The organism is Cohnella faecalis (assembly GCF_003570905.1).
In the GTDB taxonomy this organism is placed as follows: Bacteria; Bacillota; Bacilli; order Paenibacillales; family Paenibacillaceae; genus Cohnella; species Cohnella faecalis.
Map to the genome: position 1 here is coordinate 1,338,396 of NZ_QXJM01000039.1, position 22,929 is coordinate 1,361,324.

At 53.7% G+C, this 22,929-nt stretch carries 26 protein-coding genes and 1 pseudogene; 20 read left to right on the forward strand and 7 right to left on the reverse strand.

Annotated elements, in window-relative coordinates; genetic code table 11:
* Window positions 1-606 precede the first annotated feature (606 nt).
* Window positions 607-1,317, forward strand: a complete 711-nt coding sequence (locus tag D3H35_RS19235; protein ID WP_119150801.1) for a Cthe_2314 family HEPN domain-containing protein — start codon at window positions 607-609, stop codon at window positions 1,315-1,317.
* 21 nt (window positions 1,318-1,338) lie between these two features.
* A pseudogene (locus tag D3H35_RS19240) lies at window positions 1,339-2,114 on the forward strand (SDR family oxidoreductase).
* 54 nt (window positions 2,115-2,168) lie between these two features.
* On the opposite strand, the gene D3H35_RS19245 reads toward D3H35_RS19240, so the two are convergent.
* Window positions 2,169-2,417 carry a NifU family protein gene (locus D3H35_RS19245; protein WP_119150802.1) on the reverse strand — a complete coding sequence of 83 codons (249 nt, stop codon included), beginning with the start codon at window positions 2,415-2,417 and terminating at the stop codon, window positions 2,169-2,171.
* Between the two features lie 91 nt (window positions 2,418-2,508).
* Here D3H35_RS19245 and D3H35_RS19250 point away from each other — a divergent pair, with 91 nt between their 5' ends.
* The gene (locus D3H35_RS19250) at window positions 2,509-2,778 is read left to right on the forward strand and encodes a YuzB family protein (protein ID WP_119150803.1); all 270 of its coding nucleotides are present in this window, start codon (window positions 2,509-2,511) and stop codon (window positions 2,776-2,778) included.
* A 40-nt stretch (window positions 2,779-2,818) separates the two neighbouring features.
* Here D3H35_RS19250 and D3H35_RS19255 read toward each other — a convergent pair whose 3' ends face one another.
* Together D3H35_RS19255 and mqnE are read right to left on the reverse strand one after the other, a co-directional pair.
* Complete coding sequence (locus D3H35_RS19255; protein ID WP_119150804.1) at window positions 2,819-3,880, reverse strand: NAD(P)/FAD-dependent oxidoreductase; 1,062 nt, start codon at window positions 3,878-3,880, stop codon at window positions 2,819-2,821.
* Between the two features lie 92 nt (window positions 3,881-3,972).
* Window positions 3,973-5,076 (reverse strand): aminofutalosine synthase MqnE, encoded by a 1,104-nt coding sequence (gene mqnE, locus D3H35_RS19260; RefSeq protein ID WP_119150805.1) that lies wholly within the window; start codon window positions 5,074-5,076, stop codon window positions 3,973-3,975.
* 286 nt (window positions 5,077-5,362) lie between these two features.
* Here mqnE and D3H35_RS19265 point away from each other — a divergent pair, with 286 nt between their 5' ends.
* The 5 genes from D3H35_RS19265 (at window position 5,363) to sda (ending at window position 8,237) form a co-directional block, all read left to right on the forward strand.
* A complete protein-coding gene (locus D3H35_RS19265; RefSeq protein WP_119150806.1) occupies window positions 5,363-5,827 on the forward strand; it encodes a hypothetical protein in 465 nt (154 codons plus the stop codon).
* A gap of 114 nt (window positions 5,828-5,941) precedes the next feature.
* Complete coding sequence (gene erpA, locus D3H35_RS19270; RefSeq protein ID WP_119150807.1) at window positions 5,942-6,301, forward strand: iron-sulfur cluster insertion protein ErpA; 360 nt, start codon at window positions 5,942-5,944, stop codon at window positions 6,299-6,301.
* 190 nt (window positions 6,302-6,491) lie between these two features.
* The gene (locus D3H35_RS19275) at window positions 6,492-6,971 is read left to right on the forward strand and encodes a hypothetical protein (protein ID WP_119150808.1); all 480 of its coding nucleotides are present in this window, start codon (window positions 6,492-6,494) and stop codon (window positions 6,969-6,971) included.
* 177 nt (window positions 6,972-7,148) lie between these two features.
* The gene (locus D3H35_RS19280) at window positions 7,149-7,820 is read left to right on the forward strand and encodes a YheC/YheD family protein (protein WP_119150809.1); all 672 of its coding nucleotides are present in this window, start codon (window positions 7,149-7,151) and stop codon (window positions 7,818-7,820) included.
* Window positions 7,821-8,093: 273 nt separating this feature from the next.
* Complete coding sequence (gene sda, locus D3H35_RS19285; protein ID WP_119150810.1) at window positions 8,094-8,237, forward strand: sporulation histidine kinase inhibitor Sda; 144 nt, start codon at window positions 8,094-8,096, stop codon at window positions 8,235-8,237.
* Between the two features lie 315 nt (window positions 8,238-8,552).
* Here the strand turns inward: sda and D3H35_RS19295 are convergent, their stop codons facing one another.
* Entirely contained in the window at window positions 8,553-9,545 is a 993-nt protein-coding gene (locus D3H35_RS19295) for an NAD(P)/FAD-dependent oxidoreductase (protein ID WP_233568006.1), read from the reverse strand.
* Between the two features lie 232 nt (window positions 9,546-9,777).
* Between D3H35_RS19295 and D3H35_RS19300 the strand changes: the two genes are divergently transcribed.
* Together D3H35_RS19300 and D3H35_RS19305 are read left to right on the forward strand one after the other, a co-directional pair.
* Window positions 9,778-10,971: an NAD(P)/FAD-dependent oxidoreductase gene (locus tag D3H35_RS19300; RefSeq protein ID WP_119150813.1), complete on the forward strand. Its 1,194-nt coding sequence runs from the start codon at window positions 9,778-9,780 to the stop codon at window positions 10,969-10,971.
* Window positions 10,971-11,252, forward strand: a complete 282-nt coding sequence (locus D3H35_RS19305) for a hypothetical protein (RefSeq protein ID WP_119150814.1) — start codon at window positions 10,971-10,973, stop codon at window positions 11,250-11,252. Before D3H35_RS19300 ends, D3H35_RS19305 begins: the two co-directional genes overlap by 1 nt.
* A gap of 87 nt (window positions 11,253-11,339) precedes the next feature.
* On the opposite strand, the gene hemQ is transcribed toward D3H35_RS19305, so the two are convergent.
* Window positions 11,340-12,086, reverse strand: a complete 747-nt coding sequence (gene hemQ, locus D3H35_RS19310; RefSeq protein WP_119150815.1) for a hydrogen peroxide-dependent heme synthase — start codon at window positions 12,084-12,086, stop codon at window positions 11,340-11,342.
* A 184-nt stretch (window positions 12,087-12,270) separates the two neighbouring features.
* On the opposite strand from hemQ, the gene D3H35_RS19315 reads away from it, so the two are divergent.
* The 4 genes from D3H35_RS19315 to D3H35_RS19330 all read left to right on the forward strand — a co-directional run bounded on the left by D3H35_RS19315 (window position 12,271) and on the right by D3H35_RS19330 (window position 15,583).
* Window positions 12,271-12,546 carry a YuiB family protein gene (locus tag D3H35_RS19315; RefSeq protein ID WP_119151232.1) on the forward strand — a complete coding sequence of 92 codons (276 nt, stop codon included), beginning with the start codon at window positions 12,271-12,273 and terminating at the stop codon, window positions 12,544-12,546.
* A gap of 23 nt (window positions 12,547-12,569) precedes the next feature.
* Window positions 12,570-12,992: a GtrA family protein gene (locus D3H35_RS19320; RefSeq protein ID WP_119150816.1), complete on the forward strand. Its 423-nt coding sequence runs from the start codon at window positions 12,570-12,572 to the stop codon at window positions 12,990-12,992.
* A 121-nt stretch (window positions 12,993-13,113) separates the two neighbouring features.
* Window positions 13,114-14,616: a DnaD domain protein gene (locus D3H35_RS19325; RefSeq protein ID WP_119150817.1), complete on the forward strand. Its 1,503-nt coding sequence runs from the start codon at window positions 13,114-13,116 to the stop codon at window positions 14,614-14,616.
* 16 nt (window positions 14,617-14,632) lie between these two features.
* Window positions 14,633-15,583, forward strand: a complete 951-nt coding sequence (locus D3H35_RS19330) for an ATP-binding protein (RefSeq protein ID WP_119150818.1) — start codon at window positions 14,633-14,635, stop codon at window positions 15,581-15,583.
* Window positions 15,584-15,684: 101 nt separating this feature from the next.
* On the opposite strand, the gene D3H35_RS19335 is transcribed toward D3H35_RS19330, so the two are convergent.
* Window positions 15,685-16,692, reverse strand: a complete 1,008-nt coding sequence (locus tag D3H35_RS19335; RefSeq protein ID WP_119150819.1) for a globin-coupled sensor protein — start codon at window positions 16,690-16,692, stop codon at window positions 15,685-15,687.
* Window positions 16,693-17,000: 308 nt separating this feature from the next.
* Between D3H35_RS19335 and D3H35_RS19340 the strand changes: the two genes are divergently transcribed.
* From D3H35_RS19340 to D3H35_RS19355, 4 genes are read left to right on the forward strand one after another with little or no spacing between them, the layout of a single operon-like run.
* Window positions 17,001-18,098 (forward strand): sulfate ABC transporter substrate-binding protein, encoded by a 1,098-nt coding sequence (locus D3H35_RS19340; RefSeq protein WP_119150820.1) that lies wholly within the window; start codon window positions 17,001-17,003, stop codon window positions 18,096-18,098.
* Window positions 18,099-18,131: 33 nt separating this feature from the next.
* Window positions 18,132-18,968, forward strand: coding sequence for a sulfate ABC transporter permease subunit CysT (cysT, locus tag D3H35_RS19345; protein WP_119150821.1), 837 nt, complete (start codon window positions 18,132-18,134; stop codon window positions 18,966-18,968).
* 12 nt (window positions 18,969-18,980) lie between these two features.
* The gene (cysW, locus tag D3H35_RS19350; protein WP_119150822.1) at window positions 18,981-19,853 is read left to right on the forward strand and encodes a sulfate ABC transporter permease subunit CysW; all 873 of its coding nucleotides are present in this window, start codon (window positions 18,981-18,983) and stop codon (window positions 19,851-19,853) included.
* 27 nt (window positions 19,854-19,880) lie between these two features.
* Window positions 19,881-20,066: a YezD family protein gene (locus D3H35_RS19355; RefSeq protein ID WP_119150823.1), complete on the forward strand. Its 186-nt coding sequence runs from the start codon at window positions 19,881-19,883 to the stop codon at window positions 20,064-20,066.
* Between the two features lie 77 nt (window positions 20,067-20,143).
* On the opposite strand, the gene D3H35_RS19360 is transcribed toward D3H35_RS19355, so the two are convergent.
* Window positions 20,144-20,290, reverse strand: coding sequence for a YqzM family protein (locus D3H35_RS19360; protein WP_119150824.1), 147 nt, complete (start codon window positions 20,288-20,290; stop codon window positions 20,144-20,146).
* Between the two features lie 174 nt (window positions 20,291-20,464).
* Here D3H35_RS19360 and uvrC point away from each other — a divergent pair, with 174 nt between their 5' ends.
* Window positions 20,465-22,531 carry an excinuclease ABC subunit UvrC gene (uvrC, locus tag D3H35_RS19365; RefSeq protein ID WP_119150825.1) on the forward strand — a complete coding sequence of 689 codons (2,067 nt, stop codon included), beginning with the start codon at window positions 20,465-20,467 and terminating at the stop codon, window positions 22,529-22,531.
* The gene (locus tag D3H35_RS19370) at window positions 22,531-22,866 is read left to right on the forward strand and encodes a hypothetical protein (protein ID WP_147355895.1); all 336 of its coding nucleotides are present in this window, start codon (window positions 22,531-22,533) and stop codon (window positions 22,864-22,866) included. The genes uvrC and D3H35_RS19370 overlap by 1 nt, the downstream gene beginning before the upstream one ends.
* Window positions 22,867-22,929 lie beyond the last annotated feature (63 nt).

Genomic DNA, 22,929 nt, shown 5'->3' on the forward strand with positions numbered 1-22,929 from the left:
GGTAGTCGGAGAGTAATTGTGACGCATACGAACACAACGGAGGCAGGCGGCGGGCAGTGGGAGAGTAATTGTGATGCATACGAGTACAACGGAGACAGACGGCGGGAAGTCGGAGAGCTATTGTAATGCATACGAGCAGAACGGAGGTGGACGGTGGGCAGTCGGAGAGTAATTGTGACGCATACGAACACAACGGAGGCAGGCGGCGGGCAGTGGGAGAGTTTGTGATGCATACGAGCACAACGCAGGCAGACGGCGGGCAGTCGGAGAGTAATTGTGATGCATACGAGCACAACGCAGGCAGACGGCGGGAAGTCGGAGAGCAATTGTGACGCATACGAACACAACGGAGGCAGGCGGCGGGCAGTGGGAGAGTAATTGTGATGCATACGAGCACAACGCAGGCAGACGGCGGGAAGTCGGAGAGTAATTGTGACGCATACGAGTACAACGGAGACAGACGGCGGGAAGTCGGAGAGCTATTGTGACGCATACGAGCAGAACGGAGGTAGACGGTGGGCAGTCGGCAGCAGCGTTGACCGACTAGTTGAGAGAGTTGCCTTTTTTGCGTTACAATGAGGGGACGATGGAACTAGGAGGACTTAGATGCTGCGAATTCTTTTGGGCGAACAGCCGTCCGAGTGGGATGAGCACACGCGGGAAACGGTGCAAGCGATCGAATCGTTTATCTTGCTCGCAGGCAATTACGCAAAGCGCAGGTCCGAAAAGGCTGCGAATTTCCGAAAATTCGCCGTGCGGGCAGAAGGCGTACTCCGCTCGTTGGATGAGCTGGAGCAGAGCAAATACGTGGCCCTGCGCTACGCCGAACGCATTGAGCATTCCCGGCTGACCGAAATGTCCCCTGACGAAAAGCTCGACTACGACCGTCACGTCTATTTCGATAAGAACGCTTACATTCGCGTTTTCTCGCTTCTCGATAAGCTTGGAGCGCTTTTGAACGATTTTTTGGAATTGAATACGAGTCGCATGAAACCTCAATTTTCATATTTTACGGTATTGCGGAATATGCGCTTGAACGGGCTTCATTCGGAGCTATTTCCGAAGCTGGACGAAATCAAAGAGAAGTTCCGCGAGCCGATGAGCCGATTGCGCAAAAGACGCAACATGGAGATTCACTTCATGAACGCCGAGCTTCAGGATGATATCGTGGCAGTGGGCGAAAAAGCTTCGGATAGAAGCCACCTGGAAAATATTCATGCGAATATGGCCGATTTGGATTGCGGATGGGCGATGGTGAGTGATTCTCTGCGACTGTCGTTGCAATATTCATGCCGCAGGCTGCGCGCGATGTCTTGAATCGGGAGGGAGGAAGCCAAAGTGACGACTGCCCGCAAAATCGCACTTATTACCGGAAGCGCCAAAGGTCTCGGCCGAAGGACGGCTCTAGAGCTTGCCGAAATCGGCCACGATGTCGCGATCAGCTATGTCTCGAGCCGTACGGAAGCCGAACAGCTCGCAGAACGAATCAGGGAGATGGGCCAGCGGGCTATTGCCGTTAAAGCCGATATTTCCGTTGCCCAGGAAGTGAACCAGCTCGTGACGGAAGTGGAAGACCAGTTGGGCGGAGTGGACATTCTAATTAACAATGCGGGACCGTTCATTAGGGAGAGACGTTTGTTCGGAGATTATTCCACGGATGAAATTCATTATATGATGAACGGCAACCTCGTCGGCACGATGCTCCTCGACCATCGCGTTATACCCGGAATGCGCAGCCGGGGCTGGGCCGAATTATTCATTTTGGGTTTGGGCATGCGCATGAAGCCAGGTCCTGGCCGCACAGAGCCGTGTATGCGGCAGCCAAAGTCGGTCTCGTCTCCTTCACGAAGACGTTGGCCGTAGAGGAGGCGGGGAGCGGGATTACCGTCAATATGATTTGTCCCGGCGACATTCGCGGAGCCTACAAGGAGAAGGGGATCGCTGACGCCTCCGGAATACACGACGATGAATCTCCGCGCGGCCGTCCCGGAACGGGGCAGGATGTGGCTCGCGTCATCTCGTTCCTATGCTTGCCGGAGTCGGACTTTATTACCGGCAATACGATCGATGTCTCCGGCGGTCTGGACCCGATCCGGACGACGCTCAAAAGGTAAAAGGCCCTGCCGCTGGGACAGGACCTTTCGAGCTTCATTGCTGAAGAATAAAAATCAGAACACCTGAACGACTTCTTGAATGCCTTCGACTTCTTCGAGCAAAGCGCGCTCGATGCCCGCTTTGAGCGTGATCGTCGAGCTTGGGCAGCTGCCGCATGCGCCCATCAGACGGAGTTTGACGATGCCGTCCTCAACTTCTACCAGTTCGACGTCGCCGCCGTCCCGTTGCAGGAACGGACGCAATTTGTCGAGCACGTCGAGCACTTCATCGTACTGCGTTGTGCTTTGTACGTTATCGCTCATGTCCATCAGCTCCTTTCAACTTTCATTATAGTACAAAAACGGATGATTTCAAACGGACGTTCAATTGGCATTGAGACGGAAAGGAAAACAAATGATGAACATCGTGGAGTTTTGCGTCGGCAATATGCATCACGGAACGGATCGGGTGATGCATCGCCTGGAGAACGATCCGGATGTCGAAGTCATCGAATACGGCTGTCTCGGCAATTGCGGAGAATGCTACTTGTCGCCTTATGCTCTCGTGAACGGTGAATCCGTCGTGGCAGAGACGGCAGATAAGCTGTATGATGCCATTCGGGAAGCCATCGGCCAGCAAGAGGAGGAGCGAACCGCGCTCGACAAGCTGTTGGACGATTTATAGCATTCCCCTGCACATAAGCGCCGTAGTCCGAAACTTCTTGTTATCCAAAATGATTTTTGCTCTTCCACAATACGCCGGTTTTCAGCATGCGAGGTACGCGTCCCAGCAAGGGCGTTTTGCCCATCAGGCCGAAGCCGGCTTTTTTGCCGAGAGAGCCGAGCACTCCGCGAAGCTTGATTCGGCCGAGCTTTACATCTTTCCCGTGCCAACGGGCGTTAATAACTTGGGCGACCTGCTTGCCTTGCGCTTCGGCAAGCTGTCCGCTCGGGGAGAACGGCTGGCTGGAGCAATCGCCGATGACGTAAACGTTCGGATGGTCGGGAAGCTCATGCCATTCGTTCACGATCAACCGGCCCTGCTTGTCCTTCGGAAGCTCCATCCGTTGAACGATCTCGATTGGCTGAATGCCCGCCGTCCATACCGTAACATCGGACAGAATTTCTTCGTCGCTATTATGAATAACGCCTTGTTCGAGCGATGTGATCGAGATATGCGAGCGCATCTCCACGTCATGCTCGCGGAACCACGAGGAGACGAAGCCTTGAAGCTTCTCGGGAAAAGCGGACATGACGCAGTTGCCCCGGTCAAGTATGCGAATGTTCAAGTCCGGACGGCTTTCGCGCAGCTCGGCGGCGATCTCGACGCCGCTTAATCCGCCTCCGACAATCGTAATTTGACCGTACGGATTCGTATTGTTCAATTGCTGGTAGGTGCGTCGCGTAGACGAGAGCGTCTGGACGCTGCAGGAATGCTCGAAGGCCCCTTGGATGCCGTGGTAGTTGTCGGTACAGCCTAGCGCGATAACCAGAATATCGAATGACAATGGATCGTGTCCGGTAATATGAACCGCCCGAGTGTCGAAATCGATTTCTGTAATTTCGCCAAAAACCGTCTGAAGCTGCGGGTGTAACGGAAAAGCGGAGCGGATATCCAGCTCGGACACCGTTCCTGCGGCCAACGCGTAATATTCCGTCTTCATTCCCTGAAAAGGCAAGCGATCGACGAGAAACAGGTTGGCATCTTTCGGCAAGTTCAGCTCGATCAATTGATCGATGACTCTGAAGCCTCCATAGCCCCCGCCCAAAACAACGACATTGCTCACAAACATGTCTCCTTTGAATAACGCTGCGTACAGCATAGTATGGCACACAATAGACCCCGTCTACCCGACGGGGTCATACCTCGAGCTTGGCTTCATTCGAACGTTTGAACCTCGTTATAGAACGTATCGCGTTCCACTGGAATTCGGCCTGCGCCTTTGATCAACCAGATCAAATCCTCGCGAGTAATGCCTGCGGGAGTCAGAGCGCCCGCCGCATGGCTGATTCGTTCGCGAACGATCGTTCCGTGCGCGTCCGATGCTCCCATCGTCAGCGCGATTTGCGTCAATTGCGTTCCGATGTTGATAAAATACGCTTTGATATGTTGAACGTTGTCGAGCATAAGACGGCTGATGGCGATAGCCTTCAGATCGTCATACGCCGAATTGCGTCGTCGAATGCTCGCTTTCGGACTGATCGGCTGCATCGAAAGAGGAATGAACACCTGAAAGCCATTCGTCTCGTCCTGCAGTTCGCGAATGTGGATCATATGCTGGACGCGTTGCTCGATGGACTCAACGGAGCCGTACAGCATCGTCGTATGAGTCCGCAATCCGAGTCGGTGAGCGGTGCGGTGAACCTCCAAGTATTGATCCAGCGACGCTTTGTCGACGCGCATTTTTTTGCGGTATTCGTCGGACAATATTTCCGCTCCGCCTCCCGTAAGAGTTTCGAGCCCGGCGTCTATTAACGTTTTCAATACTTCGGCGTAACCAAGGCCTGAAATTCGTGAAAAGAAATCGATTTCCGCAGCGGTATACGCTTTGATCGTCACTTGCGGATATTTGATTTTCAAGGCGCGGATCGATTCCACATAATAGTCGAAGGGGACGTTAACGTTATGTCCTCCTACGATATGGAACTCGCGCACGCCCGGATGGATATGCTGATCGACATAGGCAATCATTTCTTCCGGCGAGAGAGTGTACGCGCCTTCGTCTTCCGGATTTTTGCGGAAGTTGCAAAACGCGCAATGCGCTTCGCATACATTGGTGAAATAAAGGCTCATATTTTCGATAAAATAGACCTTTTTGCCGTTCTTGCGCAAATTGACCTCGTTGGCCAATTGTCCGATCGTAAGCAAATCGTCGGAACGGTACAGAAATACTCCATCTTCAAACGATAAACGTTCTCCGTTCCGCACTTTGTCCGCGATATCCGCCATGCGGCGTTCGGTATTCGACGTAACGAGCGTCATCCTTGTAACGCCTCCATTCCAATTCGAAGCGGCGAGAGGCAAGTCCTGCAAGCAGCTTCCGCATATTGTGAAAAAAAGAACTTATAATACCCGCTTTGCCCGTGCAATTCCGGTCGTGCAACTGTAAACATTATAATCCTACGTCTGTCCTCCGGCAACAGAAAAACGAATATGGGAATGAAAGGTATATTTACAAGAAGAAAAGGGAATCAACTTGAAATATAAACAAATTATGGCTATGTTAATAAGAAACACAAAAATGATATTGAAAAGGATGTGTTATGAAGTGAAACCGGAAATTTTGCCTCTCAATGAATTGGAACAGTTGGAAGAATCAGTAAAAATCCAGACGCTGCAGCAATATCGGGCGTCGCATACGATCAAGGATTTAAGCCAAGCATGGGGATTATCGAATCCGATCCAATATTACATGTGGCTGAAAAAACAAAACATCTATGAACAGCTTGTGCGAAAAGCGGATAAATTCGAGCCTTCTAAAGAATGGAAGAGGCTGCAAGAGACGGAGAAGAGAGAATTCGACCGCGCAAGAACAAGGGGGCTGTCGGCGGATCAATTCCGTTACACGCTCGATACGGATTCCTCCGGAGCGGAGCTGGCCCAAGTTTTTCGGAGACTGGCGGATTTCCTGCAGAACGAATCGGGCAACTTTCGCTGCCGAATCGAATTGAAAGCCATCTCCCAGCAGGCCGGACTTCCGAAGGAATGGAAAGACGAAGAAGCCGGAGCATAAGAAGAGTCCGTCTTCTGTCTGTATCCTGCGAACGTCTCTTGAGGTGTTTGCCCTACAGGAGTATACTGTAAGCAAACGGGCGACAGTTAGCCCGAGTGCAGGAGGCGAACGAATATGGTCAACATTAGCGAATCCGCAGGGGATAAAATACAGGAAATGCTAACGGAGCAGGAAATTCCGAATCTGTTCTTGCGCATCGGCGTCAAAGAAGGCGGCTGCAGCGGGTTTTCATACGGAATGGGCTTCGACGACGAGCAGCACGAGGACGATCAAGTGCTCGAAATTCGCGGCTTGAAGGTTGTCGTGGACGCGGAGAGCTCCAAATATTTGCGCGGCGTCGAGATCGACTGGAAGGATTCCGCCATGGGCGGAGGCTTCACGATCAACAACCCGAACGCCAGCGCGACTTGCGGCTGCGGCTCCAGCTTTAGAACCGCCACCGAAGCCGGAAATCCGGCTGCCGAGCCTTGCTGAGCTAAGGACATAGACCCAAAAAATAGCGAACCTTCCAAGCCGATGATTGCGATCGACGGCCCGGAAGGTTTTTTTTACGCAAATTTTGTCTTTTTGATCGTCCAATATATGGTATTCATTCCCCATGTGCCCGCATATCATTTTCAGTATGATTGTGATTAAGCTTGAACAATTATCCAGGAGGGTTTCGATGGGGAAAATGGGCAGGATCTTATTGTTGGTATTGTTATGTTTGGGGTTGTCCGTTCCGGTAGTGAGCGCGAACGCGGCTCCTCCGCCTTCGCAGAAGGCAAAGCTGTTGTTCGACGTCGAAGAGTCGTGGCTTGAAAACTACTGGCAGTACGTCACCGCCAACGGGCGGACGCAGCAATTGGAATTCGACGTAATCGGGCCGAAATACGAGCATTGGATGGTCAGTGTCGACGGAAATACGTTCAGGCTGAGAGACAAATTCAAAGTTAACCCGACGATTTATACGAAGAAGCTTTCCTACCGCAGTCCGATTAACTACTTCGATGACGTTGTGAAGACTGTCGTGTTGAATGCGGACGGCTATTTTCAAGACGTCAACACTAACGACGTCAGCGCGACGATTCGAACGTTGCGAACGTCGGAATCGTGCAAATTTATTATCCAGGCGGAAGTGCGTGTAGCAGGCTGGAAAGAGTAGGGCGCTCTGCGTGCCGTCCTGTATAATCGACGATGAACAACCGCCAGCCTTCGGGCTGAGCGGTTTTTTCTTATGTTCAATTAGGGCTCATGACATCCGGCATCCATCCAAGAACCTGTCCGTTCGCCCGAGTATGTATAAGTATACCTCAGGAATGTGAGAAGGGAGCACGGATCGATGAATGGATCGCTCGGCCGCCAACTGGCCAGCAAATGGATAAAGACGAACGCGTTGCTTGCGAATCCTTACGTGGCGAGGCACATTCCCCCTTCCAGATTGTTCAACAGGGAGAATCTTCGCCGAATGGTCGCCATACACGGAATGGTCGTGCTTAAGCCTGTGCGCGGAGCGGGAGGCCACGGGCTGATGAAGGTGACTGCCGGAGGCGGGCGCTATTCGCTGAAGCATAAATCCCAAACTCGCAGCTTTGGAAGCTTGAGTGGACTAATAAGGGCCGTTGACGCGACTCGCAGAGGGCGTCCGTATTTGATCCAAAAAGGCATTCATTTGGCTACCGTGTCGGGCAGACCGATCGATTACCGGGTAAAATACGTCAAAGCTGGCGGGACGTGGGCTTATCGCTCCATGGTCGGAAGAATTGCGAGAAGGGGATTGTTCGTCACCAATTTGTGCCGGGGCGGCACGATGGTGACCGCCGCTCAAGGAATTCGCCGGTCTTTATCCCAGAGAGCGGTTGGAAGAAAGAAGCAAGAAATGCGGAATCTGACGAAAATCTCGACTTCCCTTCTGGAGAGCCGCTTCCCGGGAATCGGACAGCTCGGCTTCGATTACGGAATCGACCGCAGAGGACACGTTTGGATGCTGGAAGTCAATACTCGACCGCAGTAATCTACGGCATTTGACATTTATTTCTATTAAAACCTTTAATCAACTCAAGAAGGATCATGAAAGTTTTTTATTCACTGTTGTCCAAGAAGGACTGTGCATAACTTCATCCACATATTAGACCGCGTCCAGTGCGGGATTTCGGCATCTTTCAACAGATTGCCCACATATTATCCACATCCCTCTGTGGATTATCGCGAACCTTGTCCCCAAAGTCTGGAGCGTGCTATGATGCCTTCACGAACAACCTCCATGATTTGGGAAAGGATGTGGGTCATGTTGCCTTTACTTTCCGATGAATTATTGCTCGATGCTTATCGCCACGCGGTTCGCCTTAGCTTGGATTGGGATTTCGTTCAAATGCTGCGTATGGAAATCAGGCGCCGGAAGCTGCCGTTGCCGGAAGAACAGGTCGTTTAGAGATGCCACTCGTTGACGGCGACGTTGAACAGAGTTCGGCAGCGGCCGCAGCTGGCGGTATGCTGGCAAGCGGCGGTCCATTCAGGCTCGGCAGTCATACCGGCAGCGGAAAGGGAAGAGGGTTCATAGGGCGAGTAGGGCCCGCTCCAATCTTCCCGACGACCTTCGTCTTCGGCAGCGGAACCGCATTGAGGACAAGGCGCGACTAGGAGGCAGAGTCCATTGCAGACAGGGCATAACAAAGAAGGCATCCTCCTTCGGTCCGGACGGTAACGATCCGGCTGCTCCGAAGTAGGATGCCCTTTTATTTGTTCCTTATAATTTCAGATTGCTGCTGTGCCCGGGAGACAGCTTCGCGTTCGGGTCGATATACACTTTCGCATTGTTAATGGCTGTCGGAGCTTCCCCGAAGCCGACCGCGATGAGCTTCAGCTTGCCCGGATAGGTCGTAATGTCGCCGGCGGCGAACATTCCGGCAATATTCGTCTCCATGCGCGAATCGACGAGGATGGAACCGTTCTCGATGGCCATTCCCCAATCCGCGATCGGCCCCAGCGAGCTGACAAAGCCGAAGTTGACGATAACTGCGTCGACGTCCAGGTCGAACGTCTCTCCCGATTTCACATCCGTCAGCGTGACCCGCTCGATGGCGCTTTCCCCGTGCAGAGCGCTGATTTCCTTCGGTGTTGCAATAGTTACTGAAGAATTCATAAGAAGCTCGACGCTGTGCTCGTGAGCCCGGAATTTATCGCGGCGATGAACGAGCGTGACGCTCTCGGCGATCGGCTCCAGCATGAGAGCCCAGTCGACGGCCGAATCTCCGCCACCGCTTACGACTACTTTTTGACCGCGGAATTTTTCGAGATCGCTTATGAAATAGTGAAGATTGCTTTTCTCATACCTGGACGCTTCCGGCAGCTCGAGACGTCTGGGCTCGAAAGCTCCGACTCCTCCGGTGACGATTACGGAACGTGAATGGTGAATGCCTTTATCGGTGACAATTTCAAAGAGACGTTCATCGTTTTTCGTAACCTGAAGCACTTTCTCTTCCAGGCAGACGTTCGGCTTAAAAAGGTCCATCTGGCGTTTGACGTTATCGACGAGTTCCTGGGCGGTGACTTTCGGGAAGCCGGCTACATCGTAAATGTGCTTTTCCGGGTATAGCGCCGCGAGTTGACCGCCTAATTGCGGCATGCTTTCGATGAGTGTGACGGACATTTGGCGCATGCCGCCGTAGAAGGCCGCGAACATGCCGGCAGGGCCGCCCCCGATGATGACAACGTCAACCAATTCGGTATTGCTGCTCAACTCGTACACCTCCAAAATAATCGCAAACGGGATCGAAACTGTCCTCATTATAGCCATGTTTGAAGTTTTTGTGGAGATGTACAAACAAATTCGTGAAAATGAGCCTTGAAAATTATTGTGAAAGCTATTATTATTCTGGATGTATAGTTCTGAGCGCGCAAAATGGCGGCGGACATTGTGTAATTTTTCACAAATAAAAACACACAAATATTTAGATTGGATGGGATCACCGATGAGCAGCATACCAAAGATCGTCATTCTGGGAGCAGGATACGGCGGCGTACTAACTTCGCTTCGGCTGCAGAAGGAATTGAACTATAACGAAGCCGACGTTACGTTGGTTAACAAGCACGACTACCATTATATTACGACGCACCTGCACATGCCAGCGGCGGGCACGGACAACCCGGAGAACGCGCGCGTCAACATTTCCAAGCTGATCGACGAATTCAAAATCGACTTCGTTAAATCGACGGTCGTCCAAATTCGTCCGCAAGACCGCAAAGTTATTCTGGAAGACGGCACGCTTTCTTACGACTATCTCGTTATCGGTCTCGGCGGAGAGCCGGAAACGTTCGGCATTCCGGGACTTCTAGAGAACGCCATGAACATCCGCAGCATCAACTCCGTTCGCCTTATCCGCGAGCATATCGAGTATCAATTCGCCCGCTTCAAACGCGAGCCGCACCGTACGGATTATTTGACGTTCGTCGTTGGCGGAGCAGGGTTCACCGGCATCGAATTCATCGGCGAGCTGTCGGATCGCATTCCCGAGCTGTGCAAGCAGTTCGACGTCGATCCTTCGCTCGTGAAAATCTATAACATCGAAGCGGCTCCGACCGCGCTTCCGGGCTTCGATCCGGAGCTCGTCGAATACGCGATGGAAGTATTGCGCAAGAAAGGCGTCACGTTCCGCATCGGCACCGCGATCAAAGAGTGCACGCCCGACGGCGTTATCGTCGGCGACGGCGAAGAAATTCGTTCGCAGACGGTTATTTGGACCGGCGGTATTCGCGGTAACCGCTTGATCGAGGAAGCCGGCTTCGAAACGATGCGCGGACGCGTCAAAGTGGACGAGTTCATGCGCGCGCCGGGTCATGAGAACATTTATATTCTCGGCGACAACTCTTTAGTATTCAATCCGGAAGGACGTCCTTACCCGCCGACCGCGCAAATCGCCATGCAAGCCGGCGTCAACTGCGCGCACAATCTGGTGGCGTCGATTCGCAACCAGCCGCTGAAAGGCTTCGCCTACAGCAACAAAGGGACGGTAGCTTCCCTCGGCAAAGGCGAAGCGATCGGTATCGCATTCGGCAAAAAATATAAAGGCCGCGTAGCAGCCTGGTTGAAAAAAGCGATTGACCTGCGTTACCTGTTCATCATCGGCGGTATTCCGCTCGTTCTTCGCAAAGGCAAGTTCCTGTAATGAGACACTGCAGCGTGCAGGTGCGGGGCTTGCTCACGCGAGATGAGCTTGACCGATACAACGCGCTGATGGAAGTGGGCTCTTACCTGGAGTCGCAAGCCCGTTACGATTTGTCGGCTGTCGTGCAAGCGGAGGTAGACCTGCTAATCGTACCGGGAATCGAGCGGCTTAAGGAAAAAGGCCGGGAGCGCGACCGGATGACCGAGGAATTTCTGGAGCAGCAGCGGCGCGCGGAGTGGGAACGGCAGATGCGCGAAACGTTGGACAACGATGACGAATAACGAAAACCGGCGTCCCGCCAATTAGGGGGAACGCCGGTTTTTTTGCTGTAAAGTAATTCTGCTGCGATGCCGAAGTTTGCCTTTTCTTTAGGACAGAAGCCAATCGTTCAGCGATTCCCGGGATTTCCGGTTGCCGACGTAGAACGGGCCGAATTCTCCGAAACGGGCGCTCACTTCGTCGAAGCGCATTTCGTACACGAGCTTTTTGAACTGCAGAGCGTCGTCCGCGAACAACGTGACGCCCCATTCCCAGTCGTCGAAGCCGACCGAACCGGAGATGATCTGCTTCACTTTGCCCGCATATCCGCGGCCGATCATTCCATGGCTTCGCATCATCGTCTTGCGGTCTTCCATCGGAAGCATGTACCAGTTGTCCGACAAATCGCGTTTCTTGTTCATCGGGTAGAAGCAAATATGGTTCGATTTCGGCAGAATCGGCTTGAGCCGCGCCGCGATTTCCGGAACCTGCATCGGATCCACGCCGGGCTGGCCCATGTAATTGCTCAGCTCCACGACGCTAACGTACGAATACGTCTTGCGGGTGAAGCGGGCGAAGGCGGATTTGTTGAAGGCTGTTTCCAGTTCGTTCAGCTCCTCAAGCGTCTCGCGCAAATGCATAAAGACGAAATCGGCTTTTTGGCCGACGATTGAATATAGGGCCAAGCTTCCTTCCTTGCTTGCCTCGACCTCTTCGCACTTGGCGACGAAGGAATTCAAGCCGGCCAGCGCTTCGTTCCTTGCTTCAGGGGTCGCATCGTTCCAGGCCGTCCAGTCGATTTCGCGGAAATCGTGCAAGACGTACCAGCCTTCCAGCGTTTGAGCAGCTTCACTCACTTGCGCATCTCTCCTCTTGTCCAATTATCGCTGTAACCATTGTAGCTTACGCGAACGGACAGGGGCAAACGGTTGGATGAGATTGTGCGGCTTTGTTCACAATGCTGTTCGTTGACTCACCCGATTTCGTTCCTGTAAAATCAGAAGGGAATACTCGTCTGGGAGGACATGCGCTGTGTTGGAAATATTGCAGGAAATCGTCGGTGCACTGTTGTTTTTCGTGTTCGCTTTCGGCATCGGCTTCATATTGAATATGCTCGTCAAGACGACGTGGTTTCCGCTTTGGGCGTTCGTCATCGTCGTGCTGCCGCTTGGAGCCTGGCATTTTTGGGATCCGGATACGACGGCCGGCTCGTTCATCGCCGTCTTCCTGCCCCCGATGCTGGCGATCGTCGGCGGGGCATACGTGAGCGGCTGGGCCATTCGGAAGCTCCGTCTCGGCGGCTACAAAATGTTCTAAACCTCATCGATCGGAGGGACGTTATGCGGCTTCGCTCGGAAGAAAGTCGGAAGCTGGTCAAGTATGCGCTCGTAGGCGGAATGAACTCCGGCGTGGATTTCGCGGTTTTCGTATCGCTCGTGTATGCGGCGGGAATGACTTCGTTGTGGGCGCAGGTGCTCTCTTACACGGCGGGCCTGCTGAACAGCTATTTCTGGAACCGCCGTTGGACCTTCGGGGTCAAGCGCAAGCAGACGGTCGGCGAGATGGTTCGATTCATCGTCGTCAACGGCCTGTCGTTCGGAGTTGCAACGGCGGTGCTGCTTCTGCTTGAGCATTGGGGATTCGGCTCCATCTTCGCCAAAATCGTCTCGTTCGTCTTCGGGCTTGTCGTCAATTACGCGGGGTACCGGGCTTGGGTATTTCGCGGCCATACGCCCCAACCCGAGACCCATCCGGCCGGCTGATGTTCGCATCGCCGGTTTTTCTTTTTGGAGCGAAGAGAGTTCCGTTATCTAGAAGTACAGAATTCGATAGAGGCATGCTACAATAGAGAGACCTTCTACGGAAAAGAGTGTCGGAATCGCTATGCGGGTGTCGAATATTCTCGAGTTCACCGAAAACCATCGATACACGGTTTATCGCGATTTCGCGTTGAGCGGATTGGACCGCGCCGTGCTCACCCGACTCTATCAGCCGATGGTCGGGGCTTTTGCGATCGGCCTTTACTTGCTGCTCTATCATCAGATGGGCGACGATCGCACCGGCTACGCCGCGCCGGATTCCCAGAGAAAGCTGTTTCTCGGTCTTGATCTGGAGATGAATCCGAGCGGCCGGAAGGCGTTGATTGACAATGCCTCCAAGCTTGAGGCTGTCGGCTTGATGCAAGCGTATCGCCATCACGATCCGGTCAGCGAAGAAACGTTATACGAATACGCGCTGAATCGGCCGCTGTCGATCGGCGAGTTTTTTGCCAGTATGCATTTGACGCTGCTTTTAAGAGATAAGATAGGCAAACCGGCGGTTATGGAGCTGCGGGGCGAGCTGATGGAGGATGCGCCTGCCGGACTCGCCCGGTTCGTTAACAGGGAAGAAGTGACCGTGCCATTTTACGAGCTGTTCCAGATTGGCGGCGGGACGGTCGACCGCGAGCTGGAGCAGGCTCTCGCGGAAAGCGCGCCGACCCGGGAACGAACGATTTCCAGCGCGAAGCCGGAGAAAATCCGTCAAAGCGACATTCTGCTTCGTTTTCCGCGCGGCTCGGCGAACAGGGTACACGTGGAGAGGCTTCATTTATCGCCGGAATCGATGGGACAAATCAATTATTTGGCCTATAAATTCGATCTCGACGTTCCGGAAGTGTGCCGGTTGCTGGACGAAGACGGTTTATTCCACAACGATGGAACGCTGCAATGGGACGAGATGAATCGCCGCGCCAACCTTGTCTACCGCCAGGATCGCAAACGCGACGAGGAACGGGAACGATTCATGGCGAGGGGGGAAGGACGGTCGGACGCCGCTCGCGACGAGCCCGCGGACCCGCTGGATCCTTCGTACTTGCTGAATGTGCCCGAGCGGTTCCTCGCCGAGGTGTCGCAGGATAGGTACAATGAGATGCTGAGGCGCGAGCCGTATACGCGAATGCTGGAGAAGTACTTCCCAGGGTCCGTGCCGGATTCGTTCATTCGAATATTCGAGAAGATCGATTTGAATTATAAGCTGCCCGAGCCGGTCATTAACGTTCTTATTCATTATGTACTTGGAATGAAGCATGCCCAAAGGCTGACGGGAGCGTTCATCGATTCCGTCGCTTCGAACATGCTGGCCAAAGGCATCGATACGTTCCGCCGGGCCGTCGCTTACGTGCGCGAGCAAGATAAGCTCAATGCCAGCCTGGAGCGCAAGAAGCGCGGAGAAACGGAAGGCAGCGGGCAAGCGGCGGGAAGCTCCGGAGGCTCTTCGAGAGGCCGAACGACTCGGCGCAAGCCGGATATGCCGGTCGTCGCGGATCGCGGTCCGACCCAGGAAGTATCGGCGGAAGAAAGAGAGAAGATGAGAGAGCTGGCTCGCAAGCTAAAAGGAGACGGCTGAGGAGGAGGGACGGAAGATGGAATCGTTGGGAGAGGCGATGCGCCGGTTATCCGTCATGCAGTCGATGGTCGACGGAGAGCGAACGGCCGCGAGAGTGCTCGCGGACCCGCTGGTCGTGAAGCTTCGCGAGCGTTATCCGGGCTTGGACGAGCACGTTCTGCATTTGAACCTGAACCGGCTGTACCAGATGTCGAAGGAATATCGCAATTGCCGGGAATGTCCCGGCCTGGAGCGATGCCCTAACGATATGCAGGGACATTCGACGACCATTACTTGCGCCGAGGCTGGAGGCCGCTGGCAAATCATCGATCACAAAACGCCGTGCGCCAAATTTACGGCCGATGAGCAGCAGAGGCAGCTTCGCCGCCGGATTACGAGCTTCTACGTCGATGAAGCGATGTTCGGCGCGCATTTCGACGAGACGGAAATGGACGCGTTGGATGACGACCGCTTTATTGCGGTGCACCAGATTTTTGATTACGTCAACAAGACGACCATCGAAGGCTTGCAGAACAACGGCCTCTTCCTGATGGGCAATTTCGGCACGGGCAAAACGTACTTGGCCGGCTACTTGCTGCACAAGCTGGCGAAGGAAGGCTACTCCGGCGTCATCGTCTACATGCCGGAATTCGTGGAGGACGCGAAGGCGCTCATGCTGGAGCCGCAAAAGCTCAAAGAGACGATTTCTCTCATGAAGGAAACCGATCTGCTCGTCTTCGACGATATTGGCGCGGAAAATTTGAGCCCGTGGGTAAGGGATCACGTTCTGGGCCCGATTCTGAACTACCGGATGAACCGCAAGCCGACCTTCTACACGTCCAATCACGATTTGGACGCGTTGGAGAGACACTTCAGCTTCACGCACAAGGAAGGCGAAGAAGTGCATAAGGGCCAACGGCTGATGGATCGGATTCGTCCGTTCGTCGATGTCGTTCATGTGCGGGGACGCAACCAACGCGGAAGCTGAACGGAGGCAAGCTGCGCCATCAACAAAAACAGCCTGGAAGGCGCTCGTAATCGGCGCCTCCAGGCTGTTTTTCGTAGTTTGCTTTCGGACACGGATGCCGCTCAGTGCGATTGCTTCAGCACTTCGAGCTGTTCGGTCACATTCTGAATCATATGGACGAACGAAGCGAGCTCCTCGGAGCTGGCGGCTTGTTCCCGCGAATAAACGGACGTCTGCTCCGATTCGTTCTGAACGAGGGCGAGCACGTCGGTAATCTTTTTCAGCTTTTGCTGAATATTCTTGAGGGAATCCTTCGAGCCTGCGGCAAGCTTGCGTACCTCGTTCGCGACGACCTCGAAGCCTCTTCCCGCGTCGCCGGCCCGCGCCGCTTCAAGTGCGGCGTTCAAGCTGAGCAAGTGCGTCTGATCCGACATATCGCGCATGAACGTTCCGATCTGATGGACGTCCTTGATTTCCTTGTTGAGCTCGATCAGGTGGTTATGGGATTTGTCCTGCGACTCCGCTGTCTGGATCGCTGTGGAGGCGACCGCCTCGCTGCTGCGGTTCAAATCCGCGATAAGAGCTACCAAGTCTTGAATGGCCGCGCTAATTCCGCGCAAAATTTCCTGCTGCTGATCGACAAGCTGCTCAATCTTCGCTTTTTCGTCGCTTTCGTACGCTTCGAGCACAAGCTGCGAATCGAAGTTGAACATTTTCGTCAAGGAATGAACGATATTCGCCCAATCGTCGGGTGCGATCCGCTTGAAGTGAGCGGTAGCGATATCCAGATACAGGATATAAGTGCCGAGGTACCAATTGGTCGTCAAGCCGATTCGCGAATGAACTTTTCCGATAAAAATCCGCTTCTCGATGAATTGGTCATCGATTAGCCCCGCCGTCATAGATTGAAAATACCAGCGCTGCGTTTCTTTGAGGCGATCGATAGTGGAATGCTCCTCGATCAGCTTCACGAGCTCGGGCTGAAGAGTTATCTTGTTGTAGAGCTCGTCGACGACCGCGTTCGTTATTTTTGCGAATTCGTTATGCTTGCTCTTGAGGAAGCTCATGTCCTCGTCGGTTATCCCGATGTAGCGGAGTTGCGCCAATCTTGCGCCGGTTACTCGAATCATCTGCGGGCTAGGCTCCTTTTATGTAAGTGAGTAATTAAATCATAACATAGGATGTCATTTTATGGCGTTATAAATTTCCAATTGGGCGTTCGACTTAAGCGCTTGTAATAATAAACATAAATATTTTTGATAGTTATTTATTGACAGAGCTAAAGGGCGCCTGCTATGATTACCCCATTACCTACTAAACAGGTAGGAATAATAAAGCGGGTAGGAATAATTAATCTTTTTACGACCGGACAACCGGAGCCGTAAGTCGTAAGAAGTTTTCTGCCTTGTCTTCAATTCAAACAAGGGGTGTTTCATTAATGAAATCGTTCAAACGAATCCATTACGTCCTTATTTCGGTCCTGCTCATTACGGTCCTCGCCGCATGCGGATCCAACAACAACGCTAACCCGTCTTCCTCCGAAAGTCCGAAAGCAAGCCCGTCTGCAAGCCCAAGCGCAAGCACGCCGGCCAAAACGCCGGATCCTGTGGAATTGCTTAACGTTTCTTACGATCCGACCCGTGAGCTGTACGAGGAGTACAACAAGAGCTTCGCGGAATATTGGAAGCAAGAAACCGGCGGCACGGTCACGATCAAGCAGTCGCACGGCGGCTCCGGCAAACAGGGACGCGCGGTTATCGACGGTTTGGAAGCCGATGTCGTTACGTTGGCGCTCGGTTACGATATCGATGCCATTGCCGAGAAGGGGCTGCTCAAGACCGACTGGCAGAAGTCCTTCGAACAGAACAGCACGCCTTACACTTCGACGATCGTTTTCCTCGTCCGCAAGGGCAATCCGAAAGGAATCAAGGATTGGGACGATCTCGTTAAGGATAAAATTTCGGTCATTACCCCGAACCCGAAAACGTCGGGCGGCGCGCGCTGGAACTACTTGGCGGCATGGGGCTATGCGTCTAAGAAGTTCAACAACGATCAAGCTCAGGTCGAGGATTTCATGAAAAAGCTGTTTAAGAACGTGCCTGTTCTCGATTCCGGAGCTCGCGGATCGACGACGACGTTCGTGGAACGCGGAATCGGCGACGTGCTGCTCGCTTGGGAGAACGAAGCGTATCTTGCGCTCAAGGAATACGGAGACAAATTCGAGATCGTGACGCCTTCTCTCAGCATTCTTGCCGAGCCGCCGGTCGCGGTCGTCGACAAAGTCGTCGATAAGAAAGGCACTCGCGAAGTAGCGGAAGCGTACCTGAAATACTTGTATACCGAGCAAGGTCAAGAAATTGCGGCCAAAAACTTCTACCGTCCGCGTCTGCAATCGGTCGCCGACAAGTACAAGGATCAATTCCCGCAGCTTAACCTGCTGACTATCGACAATGATTTCGGAGGCTGGGCCGATACGCAGAAGAAACATTTTGCCGACGGCGGCCTGTTCGATCAAATTTATACGCCGGGATCCTAACTAAGGGCCGACGAGAGGGGTTCGAGCTAGAAGATGGCAACGCTGCGAAAGAAAGACCGGGTACTGCCCGGATTTCGGCTCACGCTTGGATTTTCGGTAACTTATTTAAGCTTGATCGTGCTCATTCCGCTTGCGGCGCTGGTCATTAAGACGACCGAACTGTCCTTATCGGAATTTTGGGATACGATCACGAACGCCAGGGTGGTCGCGTCATACCGGGTCAGCTTGCTGACTTCGCTCGCTGCGGCATTAGTCAATCTCGTATTTGGCCTTCTGCTCGCTTGGGTTCTCGTTCGCTACAAGTTTCCCGGCAAAAAAATTATCGACGGTCTGGTCGACCTGCCGTTCGCGCTGCCTACGGCGGTCGCAGGCATCGCGCTTACGACGATCTACGGTCCGAACGGCTGGGTAGGCTCCGTGCTTGAACCGCTCGGAATCAAAGTGGCCTACACGCCGCTCGGCATTACGGTAGCGCTCATTTTCATCGGCGTACCGTTCGTCGTCAGAACCGTTCAGCCCGTTTTGCAGGATTTGGAGTCGGACATGGAAGAAGCGTCCGTTACGCTAGGCGCTTATCGGTGGCGTACGTTCCGCAAGATCATTTTGCCGGATCTGATTCCTCCGCTGCTAACCGGCTTCGCGCTGGCCTTCGCCAGAGGAATCGGGGAATACGGCTCGGTCGTGTTCATCTCCGGCAATATGCCGCTCAAGACGGAAATCGCACCGCTTCTCATCATCACCAAGCTCGAGCAGTATGAATACAGTCAAGCGACGGCTATCGCGCTAGTCCTGCTGATCATGTCTTTCGTCTTGCTTCTGCTTATCAACATTTTGCAGCGGTGGAGCAATCGCCGTCTCAAATCGGCATAGGAGGGGACGACAATGGCAGGAATCGTAACGACAGGCCGCGCCTTGGAGAACAAGTCGGCCCCCCGGCATCTGACGGAGTCCCGTGCGGTCAAATGGCTGCTGATCGGAATCGCGCTATTGTTCGTCGCGCTGGTCATCTTGCTTCCGATGGCATCGGTCATCGTGGAATCGTTAAAAAAAGGCTGGGGCGCCTACGTCGAGGCTTTGAAGGATCCAGACGCTTTGTCCGCTCTAAAGCTTACCTTAGTAACAGCCGCAATCGCGGTGCCGCTTAATTCCATATTCGGCGTTGCGGTCGCGTGGGCGATTACGAAATTCAAGTTTCGCGGCAAAAACCTTCTTATTACGCTGATCGACCTTCCGTTCGCGGTGTCGCCCGTCATCAGCGGTCTCGTCTACGTGCTGCTGTTCGGCGCTCAAGGCTTCTTCGGACCTTGGCTTCAGGAGCACGACATCAATATTATTTTCGCCACTCCGGGCATCGTTCTTGCCACGATGTTCGTCACCTTCCCCTTCGTCGCCAGGGAGCTGATTCCGCTTATGGAGACGCAAGGAGTGCAGGACGAAGAGGCGGCCGTCAGTCTCGGGGCGCGCGGATGGCGAATGTTCTTCCGGGTTACGCTGCCGAATATCAAATGGGCGTTGCTATACGGGCTAATTTTATGTAATGCCCGGGCCATGGGAGAATTCGGTGCCGTGTCGGTCGTATCCGGCCATATCCGCGGAGAAACCAACACGCTGCCGCTGCATATCGAAATTTTGTACAACGAATACCAGTTTACCGCCGCTTTTGCCGTGGCATCGATACTCATGCTGTTGGCCGTTATCACGCTGGTGATCAAGAGCTTGTTGGAAAGCCGGATGAGTCAGAATCATGGCGCCTGAGGCGCGACTTGGAGGAGGAGTATCACTATGGCAAAACCGGTGGAATTAAACGAGAATTGGCTTGTGCGCATTACGGAAGCTGTCGAAGGCTTGAAATACGGAACGGTGCAGATCGTCGTTCACGACGGACGGATCGTTCAGATCGAACGGACGGAACGGTTCCGTTACGAAGGCTCGGTCGAAGGCAAGCAGCCTGCCCGGAAAGCGGAGTAGCGCTGTCGATAATGGAAAATCGGTTTATGAAAAAAGTCCGGCGCCCTTTCGGGTGCCGGACTTTTTCGTTCGGTTGCTTACTGAATAGCGAATTTGACGATGACCGCGATTGCAAACACGACAAACATAAAGCCGAACATGCCGCCGAAGCCGAACATCAAATCCTTGAAATCGTCGCGCGGTTCTTCGTTGATGTGTAGACGTGGATCCTGAGCGTTAGACATTAGGAAGCCTCCTGAACAGTCGGACATTACTTCTAGTATACCCAACTTCTTATTTTGTTGTAAAGAATCCTTCTGGTGACAAGTTTGCGAAAACGCTTAACGGGTAAAGCGGGGCCGAGCAAGCTGTGCTAAAATAGGGGGGAGATCACATGTTCGATAAGGAGGTGCCTACCGATGCCGGATCAGCCGATTTCGGACGGTAGTCCGCCAGCTCCGTTCCAAGACAGAGACAAGGCGATGGACAATATACGCAACAAGCTGGCGCTGCTGCCCGATCAGCCAGGGTGCTATCTGATGAAGAACATCGATGGCACGATCATTTACGTAGGCAAGGCGAAGGTGCTCAAGAACAGGGTTCGCTCTTATTTTCGAGGCAGTCACGACGGCAAGACGCAGAAGCTGGTCTCGGAAATACGCGACTTCGAATATATCGTTACCGCAAGCAATATGGAATCGCTCATTCTTGAGTGCAACCTGATCAAGGAGCATCACCCCCGGTACAACGTGCTGCTCAAGGACGACAAGTCGTTCCCGTACTTGAAAATTACGCACGAAGCGCATCCGAAGCTGGAAGTCACGCGCAGAATCGTTAAGGATAAGGCCAAGTATTTCGGACCCTATCCGAACGCATTCGCCGCTCAACAGACGAAGAAGCTGCTCGACCGCCTGTATCCGCTTCGCAAATGCGGCACGCTGCCGGACAAGGTGTGCCTCTATTATCATCTCGGCCAATGCGTGGCTCCGTGCGAGTATCCGGTCGAGCCGTCGGAGTACGAGCGGATGACAGGCGAGATCGCCCGGTTCTTGAACGGCGGGCACGGAGAGATCAAGCGGGATTTGCAGCGTAAGATGGAAGAAGCGGCCGAAGGGCTCGAGTTCGAGCGGGCGCGGGAATTCCGCGATCAGATTGCCGCTATTTCGGCGCTAATGGAAAAGCAGACGATCACGATGGCCGATGCGATGGATCGCGACGTATTCGGATATGCGGTCGACAAAGGCTGGATGTGCGTGCAAATTCTATACATGCGCCAAGGCAAAATGATCCAAAGGCACGTTTCCGTTTTTCCGTACTACGGCGAGCCGTATGACGATTTTCTTAGCTTCGTGACGCAGTACTACAGCGACAATCCGGCTCTTCCCCGCGAGATGCTGCTTCCGGTTCCTCCGGAGGAGACGGGCGGAGAGGCGGCCGCCAGCGGTGAGTCGTCCGGGGCCGAGTCTCCGGCGGGGCTTCGCGAGCAGGTGCCGGCGGAGGAGAGCTTTCCGACGAGCTTGGAGGCTTCGCAGCCGCCGCTCGATTCGGAGGATACCGCCGATGAAGCGGCGGAGGAGGGCGAGAGCGGCGAAATCGGAGACTCCTTGCGAAAATGGCTGAAAATCAAGGTAGCTGTGCCGAAGCGCGGCTCGAAGCGGCAATTGGTCGCTATGGCTTGCGACAATGCGCGCGTCGCTCTACAGGAGAAGTTCCGTCTTATCGAACGCGACGAGGAGCGCAGCGTGAAGGCGGCGCACGGATTGGCCGAATGGCTCGGCATTCCGTCCGCAAGTCGAATCGAAGCGTTCGACAACTCAAACATTCAGGGGACGAACCCGGTATCGGCAATGGTCGTGTTTACCGACGGCAAGCCGGATAAGAAGGAATACCGGAAGTACAACGTACGCGGTGTCGAAGGGCCGGACGACTATTCCACGATGAGGGAAGTCGTCCGAAGGCGGTACGAGAGGGTTCTCAAGGAAGAGATGGCGCTTCCGGATCTTATCGTGGTCGACGGCGGCAAAGGGCATATCGCTGCTGCTCTGGACGTTCTGGTCAACGAGCTGGGGCTCGACGTTCCGGTGTGCGGCTTGGCGAAGGATGCCAAGCACCGGACGGCCCAGCTGCTGGTCGGAGATCCGCCCGAGGTCGTGCCGCTTCCGCGCGACAGCCAGGAGTTCTACTTGCTGCAACGAATCCAGGACGAGGTGCATCGCTTCGCTATTACGTTCCATCGCGAGAAGCGCGCGAAGTCGATGATCGCTTCACGGCTGGATGCGATCCCAGGCATCGGGGAGAAGCGGCGCAAGCAGCTGCTCAAGCATTTTGGCTCGCTGAAGGCGATACGCGAAGCTTCCGTCGAAGATTTTCGCGAGGTATCGATCGGGGAGGCGCTGGCTCAGCGGATTTTGGAGGCATTGAGGGAAAAGGAAGAAGCGGGGGCAAGCTCCGGGACGACGGGCAGTGACGGCGGCTCTGCCGAATAATGCCGAAGGAATGGGGAGGTTTAATGAAACGGCTGCTTAACCGGCTTCCTCCTGTTGCAACTATTATTCTTGCTTTGGTTTTTTGTTTTGCTAACCCTTATACTTCCAAAGCGCTGAATGGATCTACGGTCGTTATTATTTTTGTTGCGCTAATTTTACCCGCCGTTCTAGTCTTAATCTCCATTCCTTTTCGGAATAATATGCTGAAATCTATCGGTTTTTGTTTATCGCTGCCGTGCGGTTTATATCTTGGATTAGCCGGTATTCCGAGCTATTGGGCTCTAATTATCGTATTTATAGCTTTCTACCCTTTTATTAAAATCAGAGGGCAATAAATAAGCCTCCATAACCACTGTCCAGTGGAGATGGAGGCTTCCTTTTTGCGGGTGTTTGCCTAT